This window comes from Paraburkholderia unamae (genome assembly GCF_003268775.1).
GTDB classification, from domain to species: Bacteria; Pseudomonadota; Gammaproteobacteria; order Burkholderiales; family Burkholderiaceae; genus Paraburkholderia; species Paraburkholderia unamae.
On record NZ_QLSU01000001.1, the window covers coordinates 497,016 to 516,116 of the forward strand.

At 62.0% G+C, this 19,101-nt stretch carries 18 protein-coding genes and 1 tRNA gene; 8 read left to right on the forward strand and 11 right to left on the reverse strand.

Annotated features, from left to right (window positions below):
• Nucleotides 1-31: 31 nt before the first annotated feature.
• Nucleotides 32-256, reverse strand: coding sequence for a hypothetical protein (locus tag C7401_RS02100; protein ID WP_112169672.1), 225 nt, complete (start codon nt 254-256; stop codon nt 32-34).
• Between the two features lie 189 nt (nt 257-445).
• Here C7401_RS02100 and C7401_RS45450 point away from each other — a divergent pair, with 189 nt between their 5' ends.
• Complete coding sequence (locus C7401_RS45450; protein WP_112169799.1) at nt 446-712, forward strand: hypothetical protein; 267 nt, start codon at nt 446-448, stop codon at nt 710-712.
• A 1,008-nt stretch (nt 713-1,720) separates the two neighbouring features.
• A complete protein-coding gene (locus C7401_RS02115; RefSeq protein WP_112169674.1) occupies nt 1,721-2,632 on the forward strand; it encodes a proline dehydrogenase family protein in 912 nt (303 codons plus the stop codon).
• Nucleotides 2,633-3,029: 397 nt separating this feature from the next.
• Here C7401_RS02115 and C7401_RS44810 read toward each other — a convergent pair whose 3' ends face one another.
• Nucleotides 3,030-3,191, reverse strand: a complete 162-nt coding sequence (locus C7401_RS44810) for a hypothetical protein (protein ID WP_181565473.1) — start codon at nt 3,189-3,191, stop codon at nt 3,030-3,032.
• An 875-nt stretch (nt 3,192-4,066) separates the two neighbouring features.
• Here C7401_RS44810 and C7401_RS44235 point away from each other — a divergent pair.
• From C7401_RS44235 to C7401_RS02135, 5 genes are all read left to right on the forward strand, one after another.
• Nucleotides 4,067-4,255: a hypothetical protein gene (locus C7401_RS44235; RefSeq protein WP_133254413.1), complete on the forward strand. Its 189-nt coding sequence runs from the start codon at nt 4,067-4,069 to the stop codon at nt 4,253-4,255.
• Between the two features lie 174 nt (nt 4,256-4,429).
• On the forward strand, nt 4,430-4,678 hold the full coding sequence (locus C7401_RS44815; protein WP_220092803.1) for a hypothetical protein: 249 nt from the start codon (nt 4,430-4,432) through the stop codon (nt 4,676-4,678).
• Nucleotides 4,679-4,831: 153 nt separating this feature from the next.
• The gene (locus C7401_RS02125) at nt 4,832-5,359 is read left to right on the forward strand and encodes a hypothetical protein (RefSeq protein ID WP_146757872.1); all 528 of its coding nucleotides are present in this window, start codon (nt 4,832-4,834) and stop codon (nt 5,357-5,359) included.
• A 372-nt stretch (nt 5,360-5,731) separates the two neighbouring features.
• Nucleotides 5,732-6,529: a DUF2092 domain-containing protein gene (locus C7401_RS02130; protein WP_112169676.1), complete on the forward strand. Its 798-nt coding sequence runs from the start codon at nt 5,732-5,734 to the stop codon at nt 6,527-6,529.
• A 20-nt stretch (nt 6,530-6,549) separates the two neighbouring features.
• Nucleotides 6,550-7,059: a hypothetical protein gene (locus C7401_RS02135; RefSeq protein WP_112169677.1), complete on the forward strand. Its 510-nt coding sequence runs from the start codon at nt 6,550-6,552 to the stop codon at nt 7,057-7,059.
• Nucleotides 7,060-7,394: 335 nt separating this feature from the next.
• Here C7401_RS02135 and C7401_RS02140 read toward each other — a convergent pair.
• The 7 genes from C7401_RS02140 to C7401_RS02170 all read right to left on the reverse strand — a co-directional run bounded on the left by C7401_RS02140 (nt 7,395) and on the right by C7401_RS02170 (nt 15,579).
• Nucleotides 7,395-7,482, reverse strand: a tRNA-Ile gene (locus tag C7401_RS02140).
• A gap of 157 nt (nt 7,483-7,639) precedes the next feature.
• On the reverse strand, nt 7,640-10,054 hold the full coding sequence (gene rpoD, locus C7401_RS02145) for an RNA polymerase sigma factor RpoD (RefSeq protein WP_112169678.1): 2,415 nt from the start codon (nt 10,052-10,054) through the stop codon (nt 7,640-7,642).
• A gap of 140 nt (nt 10,055-10,194) precedes the next feature.
• Complete coding sequence (gene dnaG, locus C7401_RS02150) at nt 10,195-12,072, reverse strand: DNA primase (protein ID WP_112169679.1); 1,878 nt, start codon at nt 12,070-12,072, stop codon at nt 10,195-10,197.
• A 100-nt stretch (nt 12,073-12,172) separates the two neighbouring features.
• Nucleotides 12,173-12,619 (reverse strand): GatB/YqeY domain-containing protein, encoded by a 447-nt coding sequence (locus C7401_RS02155; RefSeq protein ID WP_112169680.1) that lies wholly within the window; start codon nt 12,617-12,619, stop codon nt 12,173-12,175.
• 269 nt (nt 12,620-12,888) lie between these two features.
• The gene (rpsU, locus tag C7401_RS02160; RefSeq protein ID WP_013434742.1) at nt 12,889-13,101 is read right to left on the reverse strand and encodes a 30S ribosomal protein S21; all 213 of its coding nucleotides are present in this window, start codon (nt 13,099-13,101) and stop codon (nt 12,889-12,891) included.
• 144 nt (nt 13,102-13,245) lie between these two features.
• The gene (locus tag C7401_RS02165) at nt 13,246-14,247 is read right to left on the reverse strand and encodes a universal stress protein (protein ID WP_112169681.1); all 1,002 of its coding nucleotides are present in this window, start codon (nt 14,245-14,247) and stop codon (nt 13,246-13,248) included.
• A gap of 111 nt (nt 14,248-14,358) precedes the next feature.
• Nucleotides 14,359-15,579 carry a BaiN/RdsA family NAD(P)/FAD-dependent oxidoreductase gene (locus C7401_RS02170; RefSeq protein WP_112169800.1) on the reverse strand — a complete coding sequence of 407 codons (1,221 nt, stop codon included), beginning with the start codon at nt 15,577-15,579 and terminating at the stop codon, nt 14,359-14,361.
• A gap of 171 nt (nt 15,580-15,750) precedes the next feature.
• Here C7401_RS02170 and tsaD point away from each other — a divergent pair, with 171 nt between their 5' ends.
• A complete protein-coding gene (tsaD, locus tag C7401_RS02175; RefSeq protein WP_112169682.1) occupies nt 15,751-16,785 on the forward strand; it encodes a tRNA (adenosine(37)-N6)-threonylcarbamoyltransferase complex transferase subunit TsaD in 1,035 nt (344 codons plus the stop codon).
• Nucleotides 16,786-16,798: 13 nt separating this feature from the next.
• Here the strand turns inward: tsaD and C7401_RS02180 are convergent, their stop codons facing one another.
• Nucleotides 16,799-17,914, reverse strand: coding sequence for a porin (locus C7401_RS02180; protein WP_112169683.1), 1,116 nt, complete (start codon nt 17,912-17,914; stop codon nt 16,799-16,801).
• A 315-nt stretch (nt 17,915-18,229) separates the two neighbouring features.
• Nucleotides 18,230-19,039 carry a GTP cyclohydrolase FolE2 gene (gene folE2, locus C7401_RS02185; protein WP_112169801.1) on the reverse strand — a complete coding sequence of 270 codons (810 nt, stop codon included), beginning with the start codon at nt 19,037-19,039 and terminating at the stop codon, nt 18,230-18,232.
• Nucleotides 19,040-19,101 lie beyond the last annotated feature (62 nt).

Below are 19,101 nucleotides of genomic sequence, written 5' to 3' on the forward strand. Positions count from 1 at the left end.
GGCCAGCGGACGCTTACTGCGCCTGGTATGCTTAGTGCGTCGTGACCGTGGCGAACGCCTCGGGCGAACCGTTCAAGGCGTCGTACAGCTCGGCGACCGGCAAGTCGCCGATCTCGCCGTGAAGGTAGGCCGTGAACGCGCGATCGTACAAGGCGCGTCCGGCGTCGGTTTCCATCGTCAGGTCGAAACCGTCGAGAACCAGTCCGGCGATTTCGTCGGCATCGATCAAGATGAGCTCAGCTTTTTTTCGTTCCATGTTCGTACTCCGGTACAGCGGATCCTTGGAATTCTAGAGGGAACGCGATGAAAATGGTGCAGAAAATAAACAGGGGCGAGTCGGCCTCAGGTCAACGTCGAACCGAGGTTGGCCGCGTCGCGCTGTTCGGCCATGGTACGGTGGCGGCTCCTCTTGAGTCTTTCTGGTGGCTTTCCGGAGTCCGTCCACATGCGCCGATATTGTCCTGCTTCTTTTGTGAGCGCCGCCGTAGCGGCGAGTTTGCTTTGTGCTTGCGCCAGTGTGTCGACCGGGGCGGCTGCCACCGCCACCGCCGTTGGCAGCGATCGCGACGCGCACGGTTGTATCGGCTCCGCGGGCTACGTGTGGTGTGAGGCGACGCAGCGTTGTGAGCGACCCTGGGAGCTTGCGAAGCTGAAGGGGTTTGCTGCGTCGCAGGAGGGGTTTGCGCGCTACTGCTCGGGGGCGGCGCAGTAGCGCCGGCGATTATTGATATGTCGGAGTACCAGGTTTTTTCGATGGCTGATCGTGGTACTGCATGACGACCGACTCGAATTCGGCGCACGCGCACTCGCCAAACACAAGCGCCTCGACTTTGCGACGGCCTCCTCATAACTTCATCCACGCCATCTTCAACCCCGACCATCGCGAAGCTGCATACCACACGAGCTTTCGCTTTGCGGCAAAGCACCAGACCGGTTTGTACATCGCCGCCACGCAACCGGTGGAAATCTGGTGGCCCGCTGGCGAAGGACTCATCAAACTGCTCTGATTCATAGGCCATCGTGGACGACTTGCCTGTCGTCGTTCGGGTCGCACCGGGTTGCAGGCGCCGCCCGGTGCACGCGATCGTTCCGTCAACGCACGTCACCAAGCGGAACGCCGCCCGTCGGGTACGTGCGACAGAAATTCGCTGACGGAAATCGGAAGTCGCAGCAGTAATTATTAGAAATTGAGCCCTACGATAGTCATTCGGTCTATCGCACCTTACATTTCCACCCCGCATTGCGGACGCCAGTCCTGACAACCGCACGTCTACGGTTGCGCCACATCACGAAGGTCGATACAGCCGATCTGCCTCAGCAAACGGGTTGATATTTAATTTCGGATGCCGAAATACATAGACGCGCCCCCTTCTGGTTTATCTTCACCGTCCCCCTTCGATGCCGGCATCGAGACCAACGTTGATCTGGTGGCACGATGCGGATTACCGCCCATGCTATGATGAACGCGTTCGCCATGCATGATGGCGAAACGCCTATCTCGCGGCGTCATCCATCCAACTTCATGGCATTATCCGGGCTCATCCCGCAATGTACGCAGCCACCTGGCCTCCGTTGAAATCGCACTGAACAGCCTTCGTCACAGCATCTCAATGCACTGACGAAGCTATTCGCTCCGGACTCGCGTCAAGCGATCCGGTGATGTCGTTCGAGCCGACCTGACTTGTCAGGAATCGAACGACGGCTTTTTCGTGAGACCAACATGCGTATTCTCAATACGATGGCAGCACGCGCCATCCCATTTGTACCTCGTTCGCTAATCCGTAAAATCTCGCGCCGCTATATCGCAGGCGCGACGCTCGCCGACGCGCTCGACTGCGTGCGCGCTTTGCATTCGGACGGCTACCACACCACACTCGATGTACTCGGTGAAACGGCTTCATCGCCAACAGAGGTCGAAACCGTGGCCCGCGAGTATCGAGCCCTGATCGACGCTTTGTCCGCCGACGGCTTGCGTACCGAACTGTCGATCAAGCCTTCCGCACTGGGTCTGCTGTTCGACGCCGGCGGCTGCAAGCGGCAGGTTCTGCAAATCCTCGAGGCAGCAACGCGGCAAGGTGTGAGCGCTTGTATCGACATGGAGAATGTCACCTGCACGCAAAGGACACTCGATCTCTTCGCTGAGGCCGAGGCAGCTGGCGCGGATATAGGTATTGCACTTCAGGCATATCTGAGACGCACATACGACGACATCGTGCCGCTTCAGCGTCGAACGAGCCGGCTACGAATCTGCAAAGGCATTTACGCTGAAGCAGATGAGCATCTCGTACCGGGCGCATCGCTAAACCGTTACGCAATCAACGAGCATTTCACGCGGCATGTATCAAGCGCGTTACGGGCTGGATCGTTCGTCGGCATTGCGACGCACGACGAAGCATTGATCGATTCGTTGATTTCCTGGATCCGGCGCGAACAGATTGAGCCGACTCGGTTCGAATTTCAAATGCTGCTCGGAGTGTGTGAGCCACTGCGTGAACGCCTGCGTGCAATGGGGTTTCAGGTGCGCGTGTATGTTCCTTACGGTCACGATTGGTATGGATATAGCACGCGACGCATCAAGGAAAATCCACGCATCGCGGGCTATGTTCTACGCGCATTGCTGAACGGCGGTTGAGCCGCCCTCGTGAATCGTTGCGCTGATCAGGACCATGCGGCTATCGTCGACGTATCTCGACGATAGCCGCACGGATCATCAGGCTGAACGTCCATGTCTGCTGGCACCAGGACTGCACACGCTACGCCTGGTCGAAAACATTCGGCATGGTCTGCTCCAGATTTAGACTCCGCTAATGGCACACACAGCGAACATGACGTACCTCGTCAATGGTTGCCGGAAACCGATGTCTGCGAAAGTGGCGCCGACTCGTTGCAGCCCCATGCAACCGACAATCATCGCGCGGTCAACAGTTCCGCTCCGCACTTGCCGGGTCATCTCCGGATCGAGGTCCAGGCTTCGGGGCGAAGTGTTGCCTGGTGTTGCCCCGGTGCGTCCCTTCGAACAACAAGCCGCGTTATTTAGGTGATTCGAGTGCGGAGAGTGCTTTTTTGGCGAACGTGTTGTACAGGTAAGCCATTCTTCCTTCGCCCGCCACGCCGACTATGCCATCGGCAGCATAGGCAGCCGACACGTCCAGTTTTTCAACCGGTTGGCCGCTTGCGTCGAGGACGGTCACATTGCCGGTAATGTGGTCGTCCCCCGACAGGAATCCCCAAAACAGCGCGGTGCCTGTAACCCGTACCCGTATAGTTGCATTGCTGCGCTGCTCGTCGGCGTCGCGAGCAACTGCCGCGTATTGAGTTCACTCTCAAATGCCGACTGCAACTTCTGCGCGCTAAAACCTGCGTTGTCCGCTTCCACCTTCGGGCTCAACGTCACCCGAACAGCGACAGGCTGGGTGCCGAACTGCGCCTGTGCATTGGCCGAAGTGCGATCGCTCTGGACAACAGGCTCTCTGGTTACACTGCTTGAACAGCTTGACAGGATACTGACTACAAGAGCCGTTAATGCAGCGTGACGACAACGCGAACTCATGCATAAGTTCCTGAAGCAAGAAATTGATATTCGACAAATGCGCTAGAGAGGGCCGCTCAGGAACGTTTTCTCGTTAGCATTGCGAATCATGCGCGTTCGATGTGAGTGCGAACAATAGGCAAGCCTGCATAAACCATCAATGACAGTTGCCAGCCGTCCGCCAAACAATGAGGTACGACAAACGGGCCCAGCATATCGCCGAGCACTGTCACTCCGGCCCACTCGCCTGACAGCGTGTGAATGGCAACGACTTCGTCGCGCAAAAATCGCAGACCCGAGCGCCAACGCGCCCCGCCTCAATGCGCACGAATCACATCGCCAAGTTCCAGACACCCGGGTACGGACCGACACTGTCATGCAACGACAGCCGTAATTTGATCGACGGCAAACCAGGCTACCAGAAACATTCAAATAACTTTAAATGCGGCGAAATTCGTCAACGCAGTGGAATGACCACCCGTTAGCCCGGACGGACGCGTAGAGCGTTCCATCCCCAATCTGACAGAGATCTTGACCATGAAACTTAAAGCAGTCTTCCTTGCAGCGCTTGCCATGACACTTGCCGGTACGGCAATGGCCAACGAGTACGATCACCACCACCACCATCATCAGGAGCACGAACGTCATGATTCGCGTGACATGAATCATCACGACGGCGCGCCACGCATGAACGATGGTCACTACACCAATACGGATCATCGCTAAGCAGCGCAGCAAGCCGGCGACAACAGCCCGTCACCGTCTCGTAACGGCGGGCTTGTTGTCCTGCCTCGTGAAGTGTGCCTCTTGACTGTCGTCACGAGCTACGGCGGCAATGTGGTCGCTGGGCACGAACCCGGCACCCATCGTGGACCGGGGGCTCAGGACCTGAAAGGAAGAGTGGTGATCGGCACTGGCGGGACCATCAGCAACTCGGCCGCCGTGGACGAAGACAATGACATCTACGTCGCGACCTGCCAGATGCTGCACAAGCTGGTCTGGACCGGAAGCACGTTGTCCCAGGTCGCGGCCGGCGACGCGTGGTGCACCGCCTATCCCACGATCAATACGTACTACACACTGTTTTTGTCTAGCTCGGGCAGCGCACCCGCGCTCATGGGTTTCGGCCGCAACAATGACGCGCAATGACCTGAACAACGTCATGCTCGGGGACACCACGATGCACAGCCTCGTGATCGCAGGCAAGGCCAAGATCGACGGGACAGCCAGAAGCTCGGCGAATTCGTGACCTGGCTCGACAGCTTCGACTTCTTCTTCAACATCGTAACGCCCTGATAAGCCATGTGCGCAATCTGCAATTTCCGGATCGAGTTCGGGGTCGGGCACCCACAGGCGTTGAGCGTTGCGACCGCCACCCGTAGCGCGATCGAAAGCGGGCTTCTCGCCGAAGACAAGGCGGGGGGCGTGCTGGCCGCGGCGCGGCAGCGACTTGCCGCGATCGAGACGCTCAAGGTGTTCCAGAACACTCTCGAGTCGACCATTCCGAACGACGCACTGCTCGCACTGCCCGACTTCTATGTCTTGCTGATCGAAAGTGAAACGCGGGAATTCTTTCATGCCACGCCCGACGGCTTCGATCCCGATGTGGTGCCGGACATACCCGATATCGGTACGCAAGAGATGAACAACCGCAGCAACGTGCTGGTGACGGCTGATCTGACGCTACGTGCTATGCTCGCGGGCCGTATCGATATGGATCAGGCGCTCGACAGGCGGATAGCCCTGATCGATGCGCCGGCGGCGCAAAGCGAAAAGCTGCGCATGGCGATCAGGGAGGCACTGGCCATTGGCTTGCCTTATCCGGGATAAACATCGCAGGTAACGCGCATCAGCGTGACAACCCACGCAGAGCACCGTAAATACGCATCTTAATTGATAAGGGATGCGATATATATTTACTAAAAAGAGTTTTTATCCCGTTGGCACAGAACTATTGCCCGCACGCAAGCGTGACGAAGGACAACATTAGAGATTCGTCTGAATGCTACGCTTGCCGCCCGTTCCCTCCGGGTTGGGACTCAATGAATTTTCCCCTCGCCATTCGGAAACCACGGGTTTGCTGTTTGGCACCAACCGGTCGCATGGCCCCCGCTCATGAAATTCATGCAGCAGGGATCCACACGCAGGGCGGAATGGCAGCGTCGTGAAACCGGCTGATGAAGCCAATGATAGGAGAGGAAGATGACAGAACGTCTGACGCGACTGGCACTTTGCGCCGCGGTTGCCGGTGCAATATGTGCGACAGGCAGCGTTGCGATGGCGGCGGATAAGGCGACGGCACACGCCGCCGCTCACAAACCGGATCCAGCGGCCATCGATGCGCTGGCGAAAATGAGCAGCTACCTGCAAACGGTCAAGCAGTTTGATCTTGACGTTGATTCAACGACGGACCAGATCATGGTGGATGGTGCAACCACGCAGTTGATCCAGTTGTCTCACAACACAAAGCTGACCGTAAGCCGACCCGGTGCCCTGAAGGCGGATATCGTCGGCGGAGAACCCGGCAGCAGCAGCCATGTGTATTTCGATGGAAAGACCTTCACGTTATATACGGAACCGGGCAAGTACTATGCGACTGTCCCGGCGCCCGCAACCATCAAGGAACTCGACAGCGACCTTGAAACGAAATACGGCATCGCCTTGCCACTGAATGATATTTTCACGCTCGGTTCGAATCCCGAAGACATGAAACGTTTGACGTCGGCGGTTTATATCGGCGACGAGGTTGTGGGCGGCAATACTTGCTCCCACTATGCCTACCAGGAAAAGAACATCGACTGGCAGATCTGGATCCAGAAAGGCAGCCAGCCGCTGCCCTGCAAGATCAACATCGTGACGACGGCGGACAAGACACGCCCGCAGTACACCGCCGTGTACCACTGGAATCTCACCCCCGGGATCACCGCGAAAACATTCGAATTCACGCCTCCTGAAAATGCACATCAGATCCGGCTTGTGCAAACCAACGAGTCCCGATAGTGCCTGACATGGAGAACACAATGAATCCGACAAGAATCCTGACGATAGCGGGCGCGCTCCTGATGGCAAGTGTGATCGCCGCACCCGCGAGCGCGTTCCAGGTTCACGGTGGCGCCCGGACATCCGTGAACAGCGGTAACTGGCAAAACGCGCATGAAACCAATGTCGCGACGCGGCAGGAAAATCGTACGACGCGCGAGTCGAATCGCCAGAACACGGTTCAGCAGGTGAGCAACAACCGAACCAATGCTGCGGAAAACATCAGCAACAACCGGACGAACGCGGTCAACAATTACAACGACAACCACGGCGGCTGGTACAACGATCATCCGGTCGCAACCGCCGCTGCCGTGACGGGCGCCGTGGTCGCAACGGCGGCTGTGGTGGGCTCCATTGTCCATAGCCTGCCGCCCAGTTGCTCCGCCATGAGCGTCAACGGCATGACGTACCAACAATGCGGCTCGACGTGGTATCAGCCGCAATATGCAGGCACGGCCGTGCAATACGTGGCGGTCAACCCTCCCCGCTAGAAGTTTTCATGACGCGTTTCTGAGTCATGACTCGTCTCTGAGGCGTGTGCGCAGTGGCGCCGGATGAGGCTGTGCCGGCCGGCAACCGGCTGGCACCACTCACCGGCTCACGCGCAGACTACGCGCCGCCACGGCACATTCCCGCCCTTTAGCGGTTGCGGACCTCGCGCCTGGCTGGGGGAAAAGAAAAAGCCCCGACTGTTGCCAGTGCGGGGCTCTATGGGAGCTGAAGATGGGCTATACGATGGACACGCTTTTAGCCACGGTCTTCCACTTGTGAATCTCCCGAATCTTCTTGATTGTTGTCGCCAAGTGTCTGATCTGATTGGCTCGAATGGTGGGCCGGGTCGGGTTCGAACCGACGACGGGATCTCTCCGGCGGATTATGAGTCCGCTGCCTGCAACCAACACGGCGTCCGGCCCACGAAGCTACCAAGCGTAGCGAAAACAACAGCACAACAACAAAAAAGCCCGGTCTACCCAAAGGCCGGGCTTTTCGACGACAGGCCGACATACTACACGAAACACGACCGGCCTGGCCATCTTGCACGTGACTTCCGTGCATTAAAACTAACCGGGCTCAATTCCCTTCAAGGAAAGACTTGAGCTTGTCCGAGCGACTCGGGTGGCGCAGCTTGCGCAGCGCCTTCGCTTCGATCTGGCGAATCCGCTCGCGCGTCACGTCGAACTGCTTGCCCACTTCTTCGAGCGTGTGGTCGGTGCTCATCTCGATGCCGAAACGCATGCGCAGCACCTTCGCCTCACGCGGCGTGAGCGAGTCGAGCACGTCCTTCACCACATCGCGCATCGAAGCGTGCAACGCGGCGTCGGCAGGCGCCACCGTGTTGTTGTCCTCGATGAAGTCGCCCAGATGCGAATCGTCGTCGTCACCGATCGGCGTTTCCATGGAGATCGGCTCCTTCGCGATCTTCATGATCTTGCGGATCTTGTCCTCCGGCATTTCCATCTTCTCGGCAAGCGTTGCCGGGTCCGGCTCGAGACCGGTTTCCTGCAAGATCTGCCGCGAAATGCGGTTCATCTTGTTGATCGTCTCGATCATGTGAACCGGAATGCGGATCGTGCGCGCCTGGTCCGCGATCGAGCGCGTGATGGCCTGACGGATCCACCACGTCGCGTAGGTCGAGAACTTATAGCCGCGGCGATATTCGAACTTGTCCACCGCCTTCATCAGGCCGATGTTGCCTTCCTGGATCAGGTCGAGGAACTGCAAGCCGCGATTCGTGTACTTCTTCGCAATCGAGATCACGAGACGCAGGTTCGCCTCGGTCATTTCGCGCTTGGCCTGACGCGCCTTCAGTTCGCCGGCCGCCATCTGGCGGTTGGTTTCCTTCAGGTCCTTCAGCGGCAGCACCACGCGCGCCTGCAAGTCGAGCAGGCGTTGCTGCTGTTCGCGAATCGCCGGAATGTTGCGCGAGAGGATGCCGCTATACGCATGGCTCTCGCCGACGATCTTCTCCGACCATTCGAGGTCGGTTTCATTGCCCGGGAAACGCGTGATGAACTCCGAGCGCGGCATGCCGCACTTGTCCACGACCGTATGAAGAATCTGACGTTCGACCTGGCGCACTTCGTCCACCTGCGCGCGCAGCGTGTCGCACAGGCGCTCGACGGTACGCGCCGTGAAGCGGATCGACATCAGCTCGTTCTGGATGGTTTCCTGCGCCTTGAGGTAGGACTTCGACTTGTAGCCCTCCTTCTCGAAGGCGCGTCGCATCTTGTCGAACCATTCGCTGATGAGGGCGAACTTCTCGAGCGAGGCACGCTTGAGGGCTTCGAGCTGCGCCGCGTTGGCCGTCGCCTGGGCCGCGCCGTCGTCCTCTTCCTCCTCCTCTTCCTCTTCCTCTTCCTCGGCCTCTTCTTCCTCTTCGTCCTCGTTCTCGATCTCTTCCGCTTCCTTGGCGTTGAAGCCATCGGTGTCTTCGGCGTTCGGATCGATCAGGCCGTCGACGAGTTCGTCCACGCGAATCTCGTCGTTCGCCACGCGCTCGGCCATGGCGAGGATATCGGCAATCGTGGTCGGGCAAGCGGAGATTGCCATGACCATGTGCTTCAAGCCGTCTTCAATGCGCTTGGCGATTTCGATTTCGCCTTCGCGCGTGAGGAGTTCGACCGTGCCCATTTCGCGCATGTACATACGCACCGGGTCGGTCGTGCGGCCAAATTCGGAGTCGACGGTCGAGAGCGCGACTTCCGCTTCTTCTTCCACTTCGTCGTCCGAAGAAGCGTTGGGTGCGTTGTCGTTGAGCAGCAGCGTTTCGGCGTCGGGCGCCTGCTCGTAGACGGCCACGCCCATGTCGTTGAACGTGCTGATGATGCCTTCGATCGCCTCGGTTTCCGTGAAATTGTCCGGGAGGTGATCGTTGATTTCCGCATACGTGAGGAAGCCGCGCTCCTTGCCGAGCTTGATGAGCGCACGCAGCTTCGTGCGGCGCTCCTCGAGCTCCTCGACGGTGCCGGGCTGCGACGACGCGAACGCGTCCTTCAGCAGCGCCTTTTCCTTCGCTCGCCGGTCGCGCGCGCGGGTGGTCTTTTCGACCTTGCCCGCGGCGGGGGTGCTGTCTTCGCTCTGGTTTGCGTCGTCATCGACGGGTACTTCATTCAGCTTTTTCGTCATGGAGTTCGCCGTACCGGCTATAGTCTCGACTCGCGGCTGCTGGACAACAGCCTCTTGAACCGTGGATGCTTGAGCCTCGCGCTCTGCCGCATCGTCCGCGACGGCAGGCACTTCCCTTGCACTTCTCGAACCGGACCGCTTCGTCGCCGGCTGGGTGGCGGCTTTCGCCGCACGCGCAGGCGCTGCTCGCGCAGCCGAAGCAGCCATTGACCTCTTCCGGGCTGCCGGTTCAGAACGGTTGGTGGACTCACTGCCCGACGACCGGGCGGAAGAACTGGCAACTGTGGCCTTGGTGACCTTGCTGGCCGGCTCCGTCGAGCCCTTGCCTGTTGCCTTTTTTCCGCCGGTAGTCTTTGCCATTGCCATTCCGCCCTTGCTGGAAACTGAACATGCGCGGATTACCCCAACCCGTCATGTTCACCCGGAAAAAACAAAAACAAACCGCTGAAAACCTGTTATTTTACCACGCAGAGTAATAATCCCTCCGTGCGGTCCTTCCCCTACAAACCGAGCTGACGCTTCATGTCGGCCCGTGTCTGATTCAGTGACATCAATTCGGCAAGCTCCTCCGGCGTGTGTCGCGACTGCCGCGAAAGCGCGTCCAGCCGCTCGCAACAGGCGTCGTACCGCATCTTCTGGATCGCCGCCTTCAACTCCTCGGTCACGAGTCGCTCCTGCTCGCGACGCTCCTCCACCGCGGAGCCATCCTCCGGGTTTTTCATCAGCAAATCCCGAACGTTTTCATCATAGTCCAGAATTTCGCGAAAAATCTCCTCGAAGGTTGGAGCATTGGCCCCATTTCTCAGCAGGTCGGAAAGCAGCTGAAACTCCGCGGCTTCGCCGAGCGCGCGTGCGTGCGTGGTCACTTCCTCGAACAGCTCGCCGTGCCGGGTCAGCCCGATCAGCGCCTTTTCGGCCTCCTCGTCGAGCTGCGACGCGATGCGCGGGTGCATGACGAGGTTGCGCAGCGCCTTGCGTTCGATACCGGTCACAAGGTGCCGGTCCTTGCGCGCCGGGGCCTGGCGCGCCGCCTGCGCAATGCGCGCGTCCACTTCGCACAGCGCGGCCACTTCCTCGAACGGCACGTCCAGGCGGTCCGCGAACATATGCATGATCTGCGCGCGCAGCGCGTTCGCGGGCAGCGCCTGCAACAGCGGCTTGGCGTCGAACAGCGCCCGGGCGCGCCCTTCGGGCTGATCCAGCTCCTTGTCGGCCAGCACTTCGTTGAGCATGAACTGGGACAGCGGCATGGCCCGCTCCACCTGCTCCGAGAACGCCTCGGTGCCGAATTCGCGCACGTAGCTGTCCGGGTCGTGCTCCGCGGGCAGGAACAGGAAGCGGATCGTGCGGTTGTCGGCCGCGTGCGGCAGGCACGCGTCGAGCGCACGCCGCGCCGCACGGCGGCCCGCCGAGTCACCGTCGAAGCTGAAGATCACGGTGTCGGTCTGACGCATGAGCTTCTGCACGTGGATCGGCGTGCACGCGGTGCCGAGCGTCGCCACGGCGTTCTGGAACCCCAGCTGCGCGAGCGCGACGACGTCCATATACCCCTCGACCACCAGAACATAGCGCTGTTCCCGGATCGCGAGGCGCGCCTCGAACAACCCGTACAGTTCGCTGCCCTTGTTAAATAGCGGCGTTTCCGGGGAATTCAAATACTTGGGTTCGCCGCCGTCCAGCACGCGCCCGCCAAAGCCGATCACCTGACCCTTCACATTGCGGATCGGGAACATCACGCGGTCGCGAAAGCGGTCGTAGCGGCGCGACTGGCCCTGTGCGTCCTGCTTTTCGCTGACGATGACGAGGCCCGACTCGACCAATGCGTCGTCGCGATAATTGGTAAACGCGGATTCGAGGTTCTGCCATCCATCCGGCGCGTAGCCCAGGCCGAAGCGGGCGGCGATTTCGCCCGTGAGGCCACGCTTCTTGAGGTACTGGATGGCGTTGGTTGCGCTGCGCAACTGCTTGCGGTAGTAGTCGCAGGCAATCTGCATCACGTCGGACAGCGCCGTGGTGACAGCCTTCGACGCGGCCGGGGCGTAACCGCCGCCAGCGCCCGCGCCGCCGCCGCCGCGCATGGGCGAAGGCTCCTGCGGCACGGTCAGGCCGACCGACTGCGCAAGCTCGTTCACCGCCTCGGGGAACGTGAGCCCGGCGTGCTCCATGAGAAAGCCGATGGCGGTGCCGTGCGCGCCACAGCCGAAGCAGTGATAGAACTGTTTCGTTGGACTAACGGTAAAGGAAGGGCTCTTCTCGTTGTGAAACGGGCAGAGCCCCATGAAGTTCGCGCCGCCCTTTTTGAGCTGCACGAAACGACCCACCACGTCGACGATATCGACGCGGTTCAGCAGGTCTTGCAGAAACGAATGCGGAATCATCGAAACGAATGCGCTCGGGCAGCCGTGGCTCGCGCGGCCCGAGGTCGGGCCTCGCGACGCCGCCCGGTCCGGGCGGGCGCCGCGTGCGAGCCTGCCGCGCTTACTTCGTGAGTGCGGCTTTGACGAGCCCGGAGACGGCCGTCATGTCGGCGCGCCCGGCGAGCTTCGGCTTGAGCACGCCCATGACCTTGCCCATGTCCTGCGGGCCGGCGGCGCCCACCTGGGCCACGGCTGCCTGGACTTCGGCGGCGATCTCGGCATCCGAGAGCTGCGCGGGCATGTAAGCGGCAAGCACGGTCAGCTCGGCGGCTTCCTTCTCGACGAGGTCGGTGCGGCCCGCAGCCTCGAACTGGCTGATCGAGTCCTTGCGCTGCTTGATCATCTTGTCGATGACGGCCGTAATGGCGGCGTCGTCGAGCGTCACGCGGTCATCGACTTCGCGTTGCTTGATGGCGGCGAGCAGCAGACGAATCGTGGCGAGCCGTTCGCTTTCGCGCGCGCGCATCGCGGCCTTCATGTCGTCGTTGATCTGGTCTTTGAGACTCATCACTCACCTGAAATGCGTTGGGGTTGCAGGAATTGCGGTGGACGGCGTGGGCCGTCCTGGACGGCATGGCCAACCGCGCGACGCGCCGGGCATTGCAGGAATGCAAAAACCCGCCTGGAAACGCTTCCAGGCGGGTCGGCGCAAATTCGACATGGTTGCGACCACACCAGAGAGCAGCGGCCGCCGCGCTGCGACGAAGAGCCGGCTGCCCACGTCGCCGCTCGATACACGCGAAACCTTGCGGGTCACGCGCCGCGGCGACGCCAGACTCAGTACAGCTTCTTTGGAAGCATCTGGCTGCGCAGGCGCTTGAAGTGGCGCTTCACCGCCGCCGCCTTTTTGCGCTTACGTTCAGCCGTGGGCTTCTCGTAAAACTCACGCGCGCGAAGCTCGGTCAGCAGACCGTTCTTCTCGATCGTGCGCTTGAAGCGCCGCATGGCGACTTCAAAGGGTTCATTTTCTTTTACACGGATGGTCGTCATTTTCCAATAACGGATCGAGGGTAAAGAAAGTTGAGTATAGCAAATCCGCGCTCGCGCATCGGGTGGCTGTTCGGGGGGAAACCCGTATCCCGACAGGCCTTCCGGACGCGCGCAGCAAGGGTTTGCGTGGTTGCAGGCGCCCCTTCAGGCGGCGCCCGGACCGACCAGCAACAACGGCAAATGCGTGATCTCGATGGCCCGCTGAGCCACGCTGCCGAGCAGCCAGCGCGCGACGCCGCGCCGTCCCTGCGTACCCAGCACAACGAGGTCGGCGTTCCAGCTTTGGGCGTCGCGCAGCACGGCATGGGCGATGTCATCGTGCATGAGCCCAGTGGCCACGAGCGCCGTTTCAGCGGCGCAGCCTGACGGCTCGAGTTCCTCGCGCGCCGCGGCCAGCGCCTTGCGCCCGAGATCGGCAAGCGCATCTTCCAGTACCGAGCCCGGCACCGGGTCGGCGGACACGCTGCTGCGGTCCACGACATACACGGCACGCAACGCCGTTTGCGGCCCGGCGAGCCGCGCGGCGGCCCGCATGGCCTGCGCCGAGGCCGGGCTGCCGTCCGCCGCCATCAGGATGCGGGCGAGGTGCACTTCGCCGTTCGCCGCTTGCGCACCCTGCGCCGCTTCACCGTGCTGCTCGTACTCGACGGGCACGACCAGCAGCGGACAAGGCGCGCAAACCGCGAGCGCGCCCGAAACCGAACCGTCGACCCAACGCTTCATGCGCCCCTGATGCCGGGCGCCGACCAGCAGCATGTCGGCGCGCCAGTCGCGCGCCGTCTCGGTCAGCACCTGCACGACGGCGCCGGCCTCGCCGGAAATGCCGACCACCTGCCCCTCCACCGAAGCGGCTCGCCCGGTGAACGCCTTCATCGCCAGTTCGAGCGTGCGCTCGGCGTCGCGGCGAAACTCGCTGCGGGCGTCGGCGATCGCGTCCGTCATCCAGGCGGAGCCGGCGGAATAGGCGCCGCCGGTCATCCAGGCGCGCGGCTCACCGGCGGCGCACACGATGCGCACTTCGGCGTCGCGCGGCGTGACCCGCCCCGCGAAGCGCACGGCCTGCATCGAAGCCGTGGAATCGTCCACGGCGATCATGATCCGCCGCAGCGGCGTGGTGTACTGTGCCTGATCTTCCTCTCGGCTCACGTTTCGTACCTCTCCTTGTTGGCCAGGTCTTCCAGCGTGAACCTCGGGCGTCGGGTCAACAATGACGAGCGTCAAGCCCAGGGGTTTCGGCAGTCCCTACAGATCAGGAAGTCAGCCTGCAAGCCCCGTGTACTCCGCCGCAGCCTCGCCGGCCGCCACGCCCGAGGCCCACGCCCACTGGAAGTTGTAACCGCCGAGCCACCCGGTCACATCAACGGCTTCGCCCACGAAGTACAGGCCCGGCACGCGCTGGCTCATCAGCGTCGCCGAGGAAAGCTCGCGCGTGTCCACCCCGCCGCGCGTGACTTCGGCCTTCTTGTAGCCTTCGGTGCCCGTGGGCGTGAGCGTCCACTGCGCGAGTCCGTCGCCGATCTTGCGCAGCGTTTTGTCCGGCAGATCGGCGAGGCGCGCATCGGCCTTCACCTGGTGTGCCTCCAGCCACACGTGCGCAAGGCGCGCGGGCACCCATTCGGCGAGCAGGTTGCCGATCTGGCGTTTCGTCGCGCTCTTGGCCTCGATCAGCGCCGCCGTGGGGTCACGCTCGGGCAGCAGGTTCACGCGGATCGGCTGGCCCGGCTGCCAGAAGCTCGAAATCTGCAAGACGCCCGGGCCGGAGAGGCCGCGGTGCGTGAAGAGCAGATCCTCGTCGAAGGCGCCGCCCGTCTTGCGCTCGCCCGTCGCCACATGAACTTCGAGCGAGACGCCCGCGAGCGGAACGTAGGGCGACCATTCGTCCTGCGCGAACGTGAGCGGCACGAGCGCCGGGCGCGTGTCGACGAGCTTGTGGCCGAACTGCTTCGCAACGCGATACGCGAAATCGGTTGCGCCGATCTTCGGGATCGACAGGCCGCCCGTTGCGATCACGAGGGCCTTCGCGTGTATCTGGCCCTGTGGCGTGCCGAGCGTGAAGCCCGCGCCGTCGGCGTGGCTCACGGCCTCGACGGGCAACGGCCGGCGCCAGGCCACGCGGCCGGCGTCGCACTCCGCGCGCAGGACCTCGATAATCGCCTCGCTCGACTGGTCGCAAAACAGCTGGCCCTTGTGCTTTTCGTGCCAGGTCACGCGATGCTGACGCAGCAGCGCGAGAAAATCGCGCGGCGTGTAGCGCGCGAGCGCCGAACGGCAAAAATGCGGATTGTTCGAGAGATAGTTGGCGGGGCTCGCGTGCAGGTTCGTGAAGTTGCAGCGGCCGCCGCCCGAGATGCGGATTTTTTCCGCGAGGCGCGGCGCGTGGTCGATCAGCGCCACGCGGCGGCCCTGCTGGCCCGCCACCGCCGCGCACATCATGCCGGCCGCCCCTGCGCCGATCACGGCGATGTCGAAAGATTCCATGGCGCGCATTCTACCTGCGCGGCGGCAGGGCTTGCCCGCGCCTGACGCGGCTCGCCGCCCTCAGCCGTCTTTTGCGCGCGCTGCTATACTTTCAGGCTCCCTTGATTCTTGATTTAGCGGCGGTTTTTGCCCGCGCCTGTGCGCGGCAATGCCGTTGCCCCGCCCCACACCATGCTCGTTCTCGGCATCGAAAGCTCCTGCGACGAAACCGGCCTCGCGCTCTACGACAGCGAGCGCGGCCTGCTCGCGCACGCGCTGCACTCGCAGATCGCCATGCACCGCGAGTACGGCGGCGTCGTGCCCGAACTCGCCTCGCGCGACCATATCCGCCGCGCGCTGCCGCTGCTCGAGGAAGTGCTCAACAAGAGCGGCGCGGCCAAAAGCGACATCGACGCCATCGCGTTCACGCAGGGCCCCGGCCTCGCGGGCGCGCTGCTCGTTGGCGCGAGCATCGCCAATGCGCTCGCCATGGCGTGGAACCGGCCGACGGTGGGCATTCACCACCTCGAAGGGCATCTGCTTTCGCCGCTGCTGGTCGATGCGCCGCCGCCGTTTCCGTTCGTCGCGCTGCTCGTGTCGGGCGGCCATACGCAGTTGATGCGCGTGACCGACGTGGGCGTCTACGAAACCCTGGGCGAAACGCTCGATGACGCCGCCGGCGAAGCCTTCGACAAAACCGCCAAGCTGCTCGGTCTGGGCTATCCCGGCGGCCCGGAAGTCTCGCGGCTCGCGGAATTCGGCACGCCTGGCGCGATTGAGCTGCCGCGCCCCATGCTGCACTCGGGCGACCTCGACTTCAGCTTCAGCGGCCTGAAAACAGCTGTGCTCACGCAGGTGAAGAAGCTCGGCACGAACATCTGCGAACAGGGCAAGGCCGATATCGCGCGCGGTTTCGTCGATGCGGCCGTCGAAGTGCTGGCCGCGAAATCGCTCGCCGCGCTCAAGCGCACGAGGATGAAGCGCCTCGTGGTAGCGGGCGGCGTGGGCGCGAACAAGCAGTTGCGCGAAACGCTTTCGGCCGCGGCGCAAAAGCGCGGCTTCGAGGTGCACTACCCCGACCTCTCGCTATGCACCGACAACGGCGCAATGATCGCGCTCGCGGGTGCGTTGCGTCTGCAACGCTGGCCCGAGCAGGCCACGCGCGACTACGCGTTCACGGTGAAGCCGCGCTGGGATTTGACCTCGCTGGCAGGCGGCGCGCAATAGCCGCCAGCCGGCATCAGAAACGCTGCGTCATGCCGACCACCGCGAGCGTTTGCTTCGTACCGGGGGCAGTCACGCTCACCCCGGTCCAGCTCATCGTGGACAAGCCGTTGTTCTTCATGTAGCCCGCGCGCGCATACACGGACGTCCGCTTCGAGAGACTGTGGTCGACGCCCAGTTGCAGCCCCCACATATTGTCATGCACGCCGCGCACGACGCGTTGCAGCGCCGCGATTTCGACTGCGTCCGCCGGCGTGGCCTGAATCGTGGCACCCGCTTGCATCAGGTTGTACGAATGCACGGCCCCGAGCCGCATTGCGAGCGGACTCGAATCGTCGTTCTTCGGGCGGTGATATCCGTAGATGAACTGAAGATTGACAATTCCCAGTTGATAGGCGAGCGAACTATTGAAATGCTCGGTGCCGACGGTATTGAGGATGGATGGCAAGCTGGCCAGCGTCTTCGTGCCCGGATGCTGATACTGATACGCAAGTCCGGCAGAAAGGCCGTAACCCGACCAGATTGCGGCGATGTCGATGATGTTGCCGTTCGTCTGCGGCGCCGGCTGCGTCACACTGGACTGGAACGCGTACATGGCCAGCAACTGGAACCCCTTGAGGTTCGGAGACCGGTACACGATCGAATTGCTGGAGCGCCCGCCGCTCGCCTGCATGCCGATCGTATTGCGGTCGACCACATTGCCCGCCGCTGCCAGCATTGAGAGCACTTCATTGGCGAAGAACGGGTCGCCCGGATAAAGCACCCAGAAGGTCGGCTGATACTGGCGGCCGAGCGAGAGCGTGCCGTATTTCTCGTGTGTGAGGCCCACCCACGCCTGGCGGTAGAACATCACGCTCGAATCGCTGAAGGCGGTGCCATTGTTGACGTTGAAACCGTTTTCGAGCGTGAATGCGGCCTTCAACCCGCCGCCGAGATCCTCCGAACCCTTGATGCCGAAGCGCGACGGCACGCTCCCGCCGCTGCGCTCCGACCAGGATTGCTTGCCGCCGTTGTTGAGAAACTGCACGAACACGTCGGCGATGCCATAGAGCGTGACGCTCGATTGAGCTTGCGCGACACCCGCCGCCAGAAGCAACGCCGCACCGCAAATGCTCTTTCTGCCAAAGCGCATGATGTCTCCTCCACTGTCTTTTTCTCATTGATGAGTCGGCCATCGCGCGAGGCACGCATGCCGGTGCGCGATGACGTCGAGTGGAGTTATAACGACGGAGACAGGCCGTGGCATTGCCACACCTCAAGGAAGCGCGCGTCTATGCGAAACGGCGTTTGCTGCGGTGGCGAAAGCGCGACAGTCGTCGCACTTTGTCAGACATGGGCCTGACAGGATGTGCAGCAGATGCACAAGAAAATAATGTCAGGATAACCAGGCAATGCTGGTCTACCGCGATCCGCGTGAATATCGGATCGGGGCAGTTCGGTTCGGGTGTCAGCCCGCCACGCGCTTGTCGTGGTCGATTACGGCATAGGCGCTGTGATTGTGAATCGACTCGAAGTTCTCGGCTTCGAGCGTATAGGCGATCACGCGAGCGTCCGCGTTCAGACGCACGGCCACGTCGCGCACGAGGTCTTCCACGAACTTCGGATTCTCATACGCGCGCTCGGTCACGAACTTCTCGTCCGGACGCTTGAGCAGGCCCCACAGTTCGCACGACGCCTCTTCCTCGGCAATGCGAATGAGGTGCTCCACCGGCAGATCGCCTTCGAACTCGACGTCCATCGTCACATGCGAACGCTGGTTGTGCGCGCCGTACTGCGAGATCTTCTTCGAGCACGGGCACAGGCTCGTCACCGGCACGAGCACCTTGAGGAACAGGCGCGTCTGGCCGTTACGCACGTCGCCCTTGAGCGTCACTTCGTAGTCCAGCAGACTCTCCACGCCCGACACTGGTGCGACCTTCTTCACGAAGTACGGGAACGTCACCTCGATACGGCCCGCCTGCGACTCGAGCTTCGCGAGCATCGCGGCCAGCATGGCGCGGAACGTGGCGGGCTCGAGCGGCGCCTTGTTCTCTTCGAGCAGCGCGACGAAGCGCGACATGTGCGTGCCCTTCTGGTCGGCCGGCAGATGAACGTCGAGGTTCCACATGCCGACGCTCGGCTGGACGTCGCCCGCGCCCGTCTTCACCGTGAGCGGATGGCGCACGGCCTTCACGCCCACGCGCTGGATCACGATCTGACGGGTATCGACGGAGCTCTGGACGTCCGGCATCACGAAGGCCGGGTTCATCTGATTCATGTTCTTATCCTCAAGCCGCGCCGAATGCGGCGCGCAAATGGCAAACGCCGGCATGAGCCGGC

Coding starts and splice junctions, on each gene's coding strand:
- C7401_RS02100 (WP_112169672.1), bottom strand. CDS start 256: ATGGAACGAAAAAAAGCTGAGCTCATCTTGATCGATGCCGACGAAATC.
- C7401_RS45450 (WP_112169799.1), top strand. CDS start 446: ATGCGCCGATATTGTCCTGCTTCTTTTGTGAGCGCCGCCGTAGCGGCG.
- C7401_RS02115 (WP_112169674.1), top strand. CDS start 1,721: ATGCGTATTCTCAATACGATGGCAGCACGCGCCATCCCATTTGTACCT.
- C7401_RS44235 (WP_133254413.1), top strand. CDS start 4,067: ATGAAACTTAAAGCAGTCTTCCTTGCAGCGCTTGCCATGACACTTGCC.
- C7401_RS02125 (WP_146757872.1), top strand. CDS start 4,832: ATGTGCGCAATCTGCAATTTCCGGATCGAGTTCGGGGTCGGGCACCCA.
- C7401_RS02130 (WP_112169676.1), top strand. CDS start 5,732: ATGACAGAACGTCTGACGCGACTGGCACTTTGCGCCGCGGTTGCCGGT.
- C7401_RS02135 (WP_112169677.1), top strand. CDS start 6,550: ATGAATCCGACAAGAATCCTGACGATAGCGGGCGCGCTCCTGATGGCA.
- rpoD (WP_112169678.1), bottom strand. CDS start 10,054: ATGGCAAAGACTACCGGCGGAAAAAAGGCAACAGGCAAGGGCTCGACG.
- dnaG (WP_112169679.1), bottom strand. CDS start 12,072: ATGATTCCGCATTCGTTTCTGCAAGACCTGCTGAACCGCGTCGATATC.
- C7401_RS02155 (WP_112169680.1), bottom strand. CDS start 12,619: ATGAGTCTCAAAGACCAGATCAACGACGACATGAAGGCCGCGATGCGC.
- rpsU (WP_013434742.1), bottom strand. CDS start 13,101: ATGACGACCATCCGTGTAAAAGAAAATGAACCCTTTGAAGTCGCCATG.
- C7401_RS02170 (WP_112169800.1), bottom strand. CDS start 15,579: ATGGAATCTTTCGACATCGCCGTGATCGGCGCAGGGGCGGCCGGCATG.
- tsaD (WP_112169682.1), top strand. CDS start 15,751: ATGCTCGTTCTCGGCATCGAAAGCTCCTGCGACGAAACCGGCCTCGCG.
- C7401_RS02180 (WP_112169683.1), bottom strand. CDS start 17,914: ATGCGCTTTGGCAGAAAGAGCATTTGCGGTGCGGCGTTGCTTCTGGCG.
- folE2 (WP_112169801.1), bottom strand. CDS start 19,039: ATGAATCAGATGAACCCGGCCTTCGTGATGCCGGACGTCCAGAGCTCC.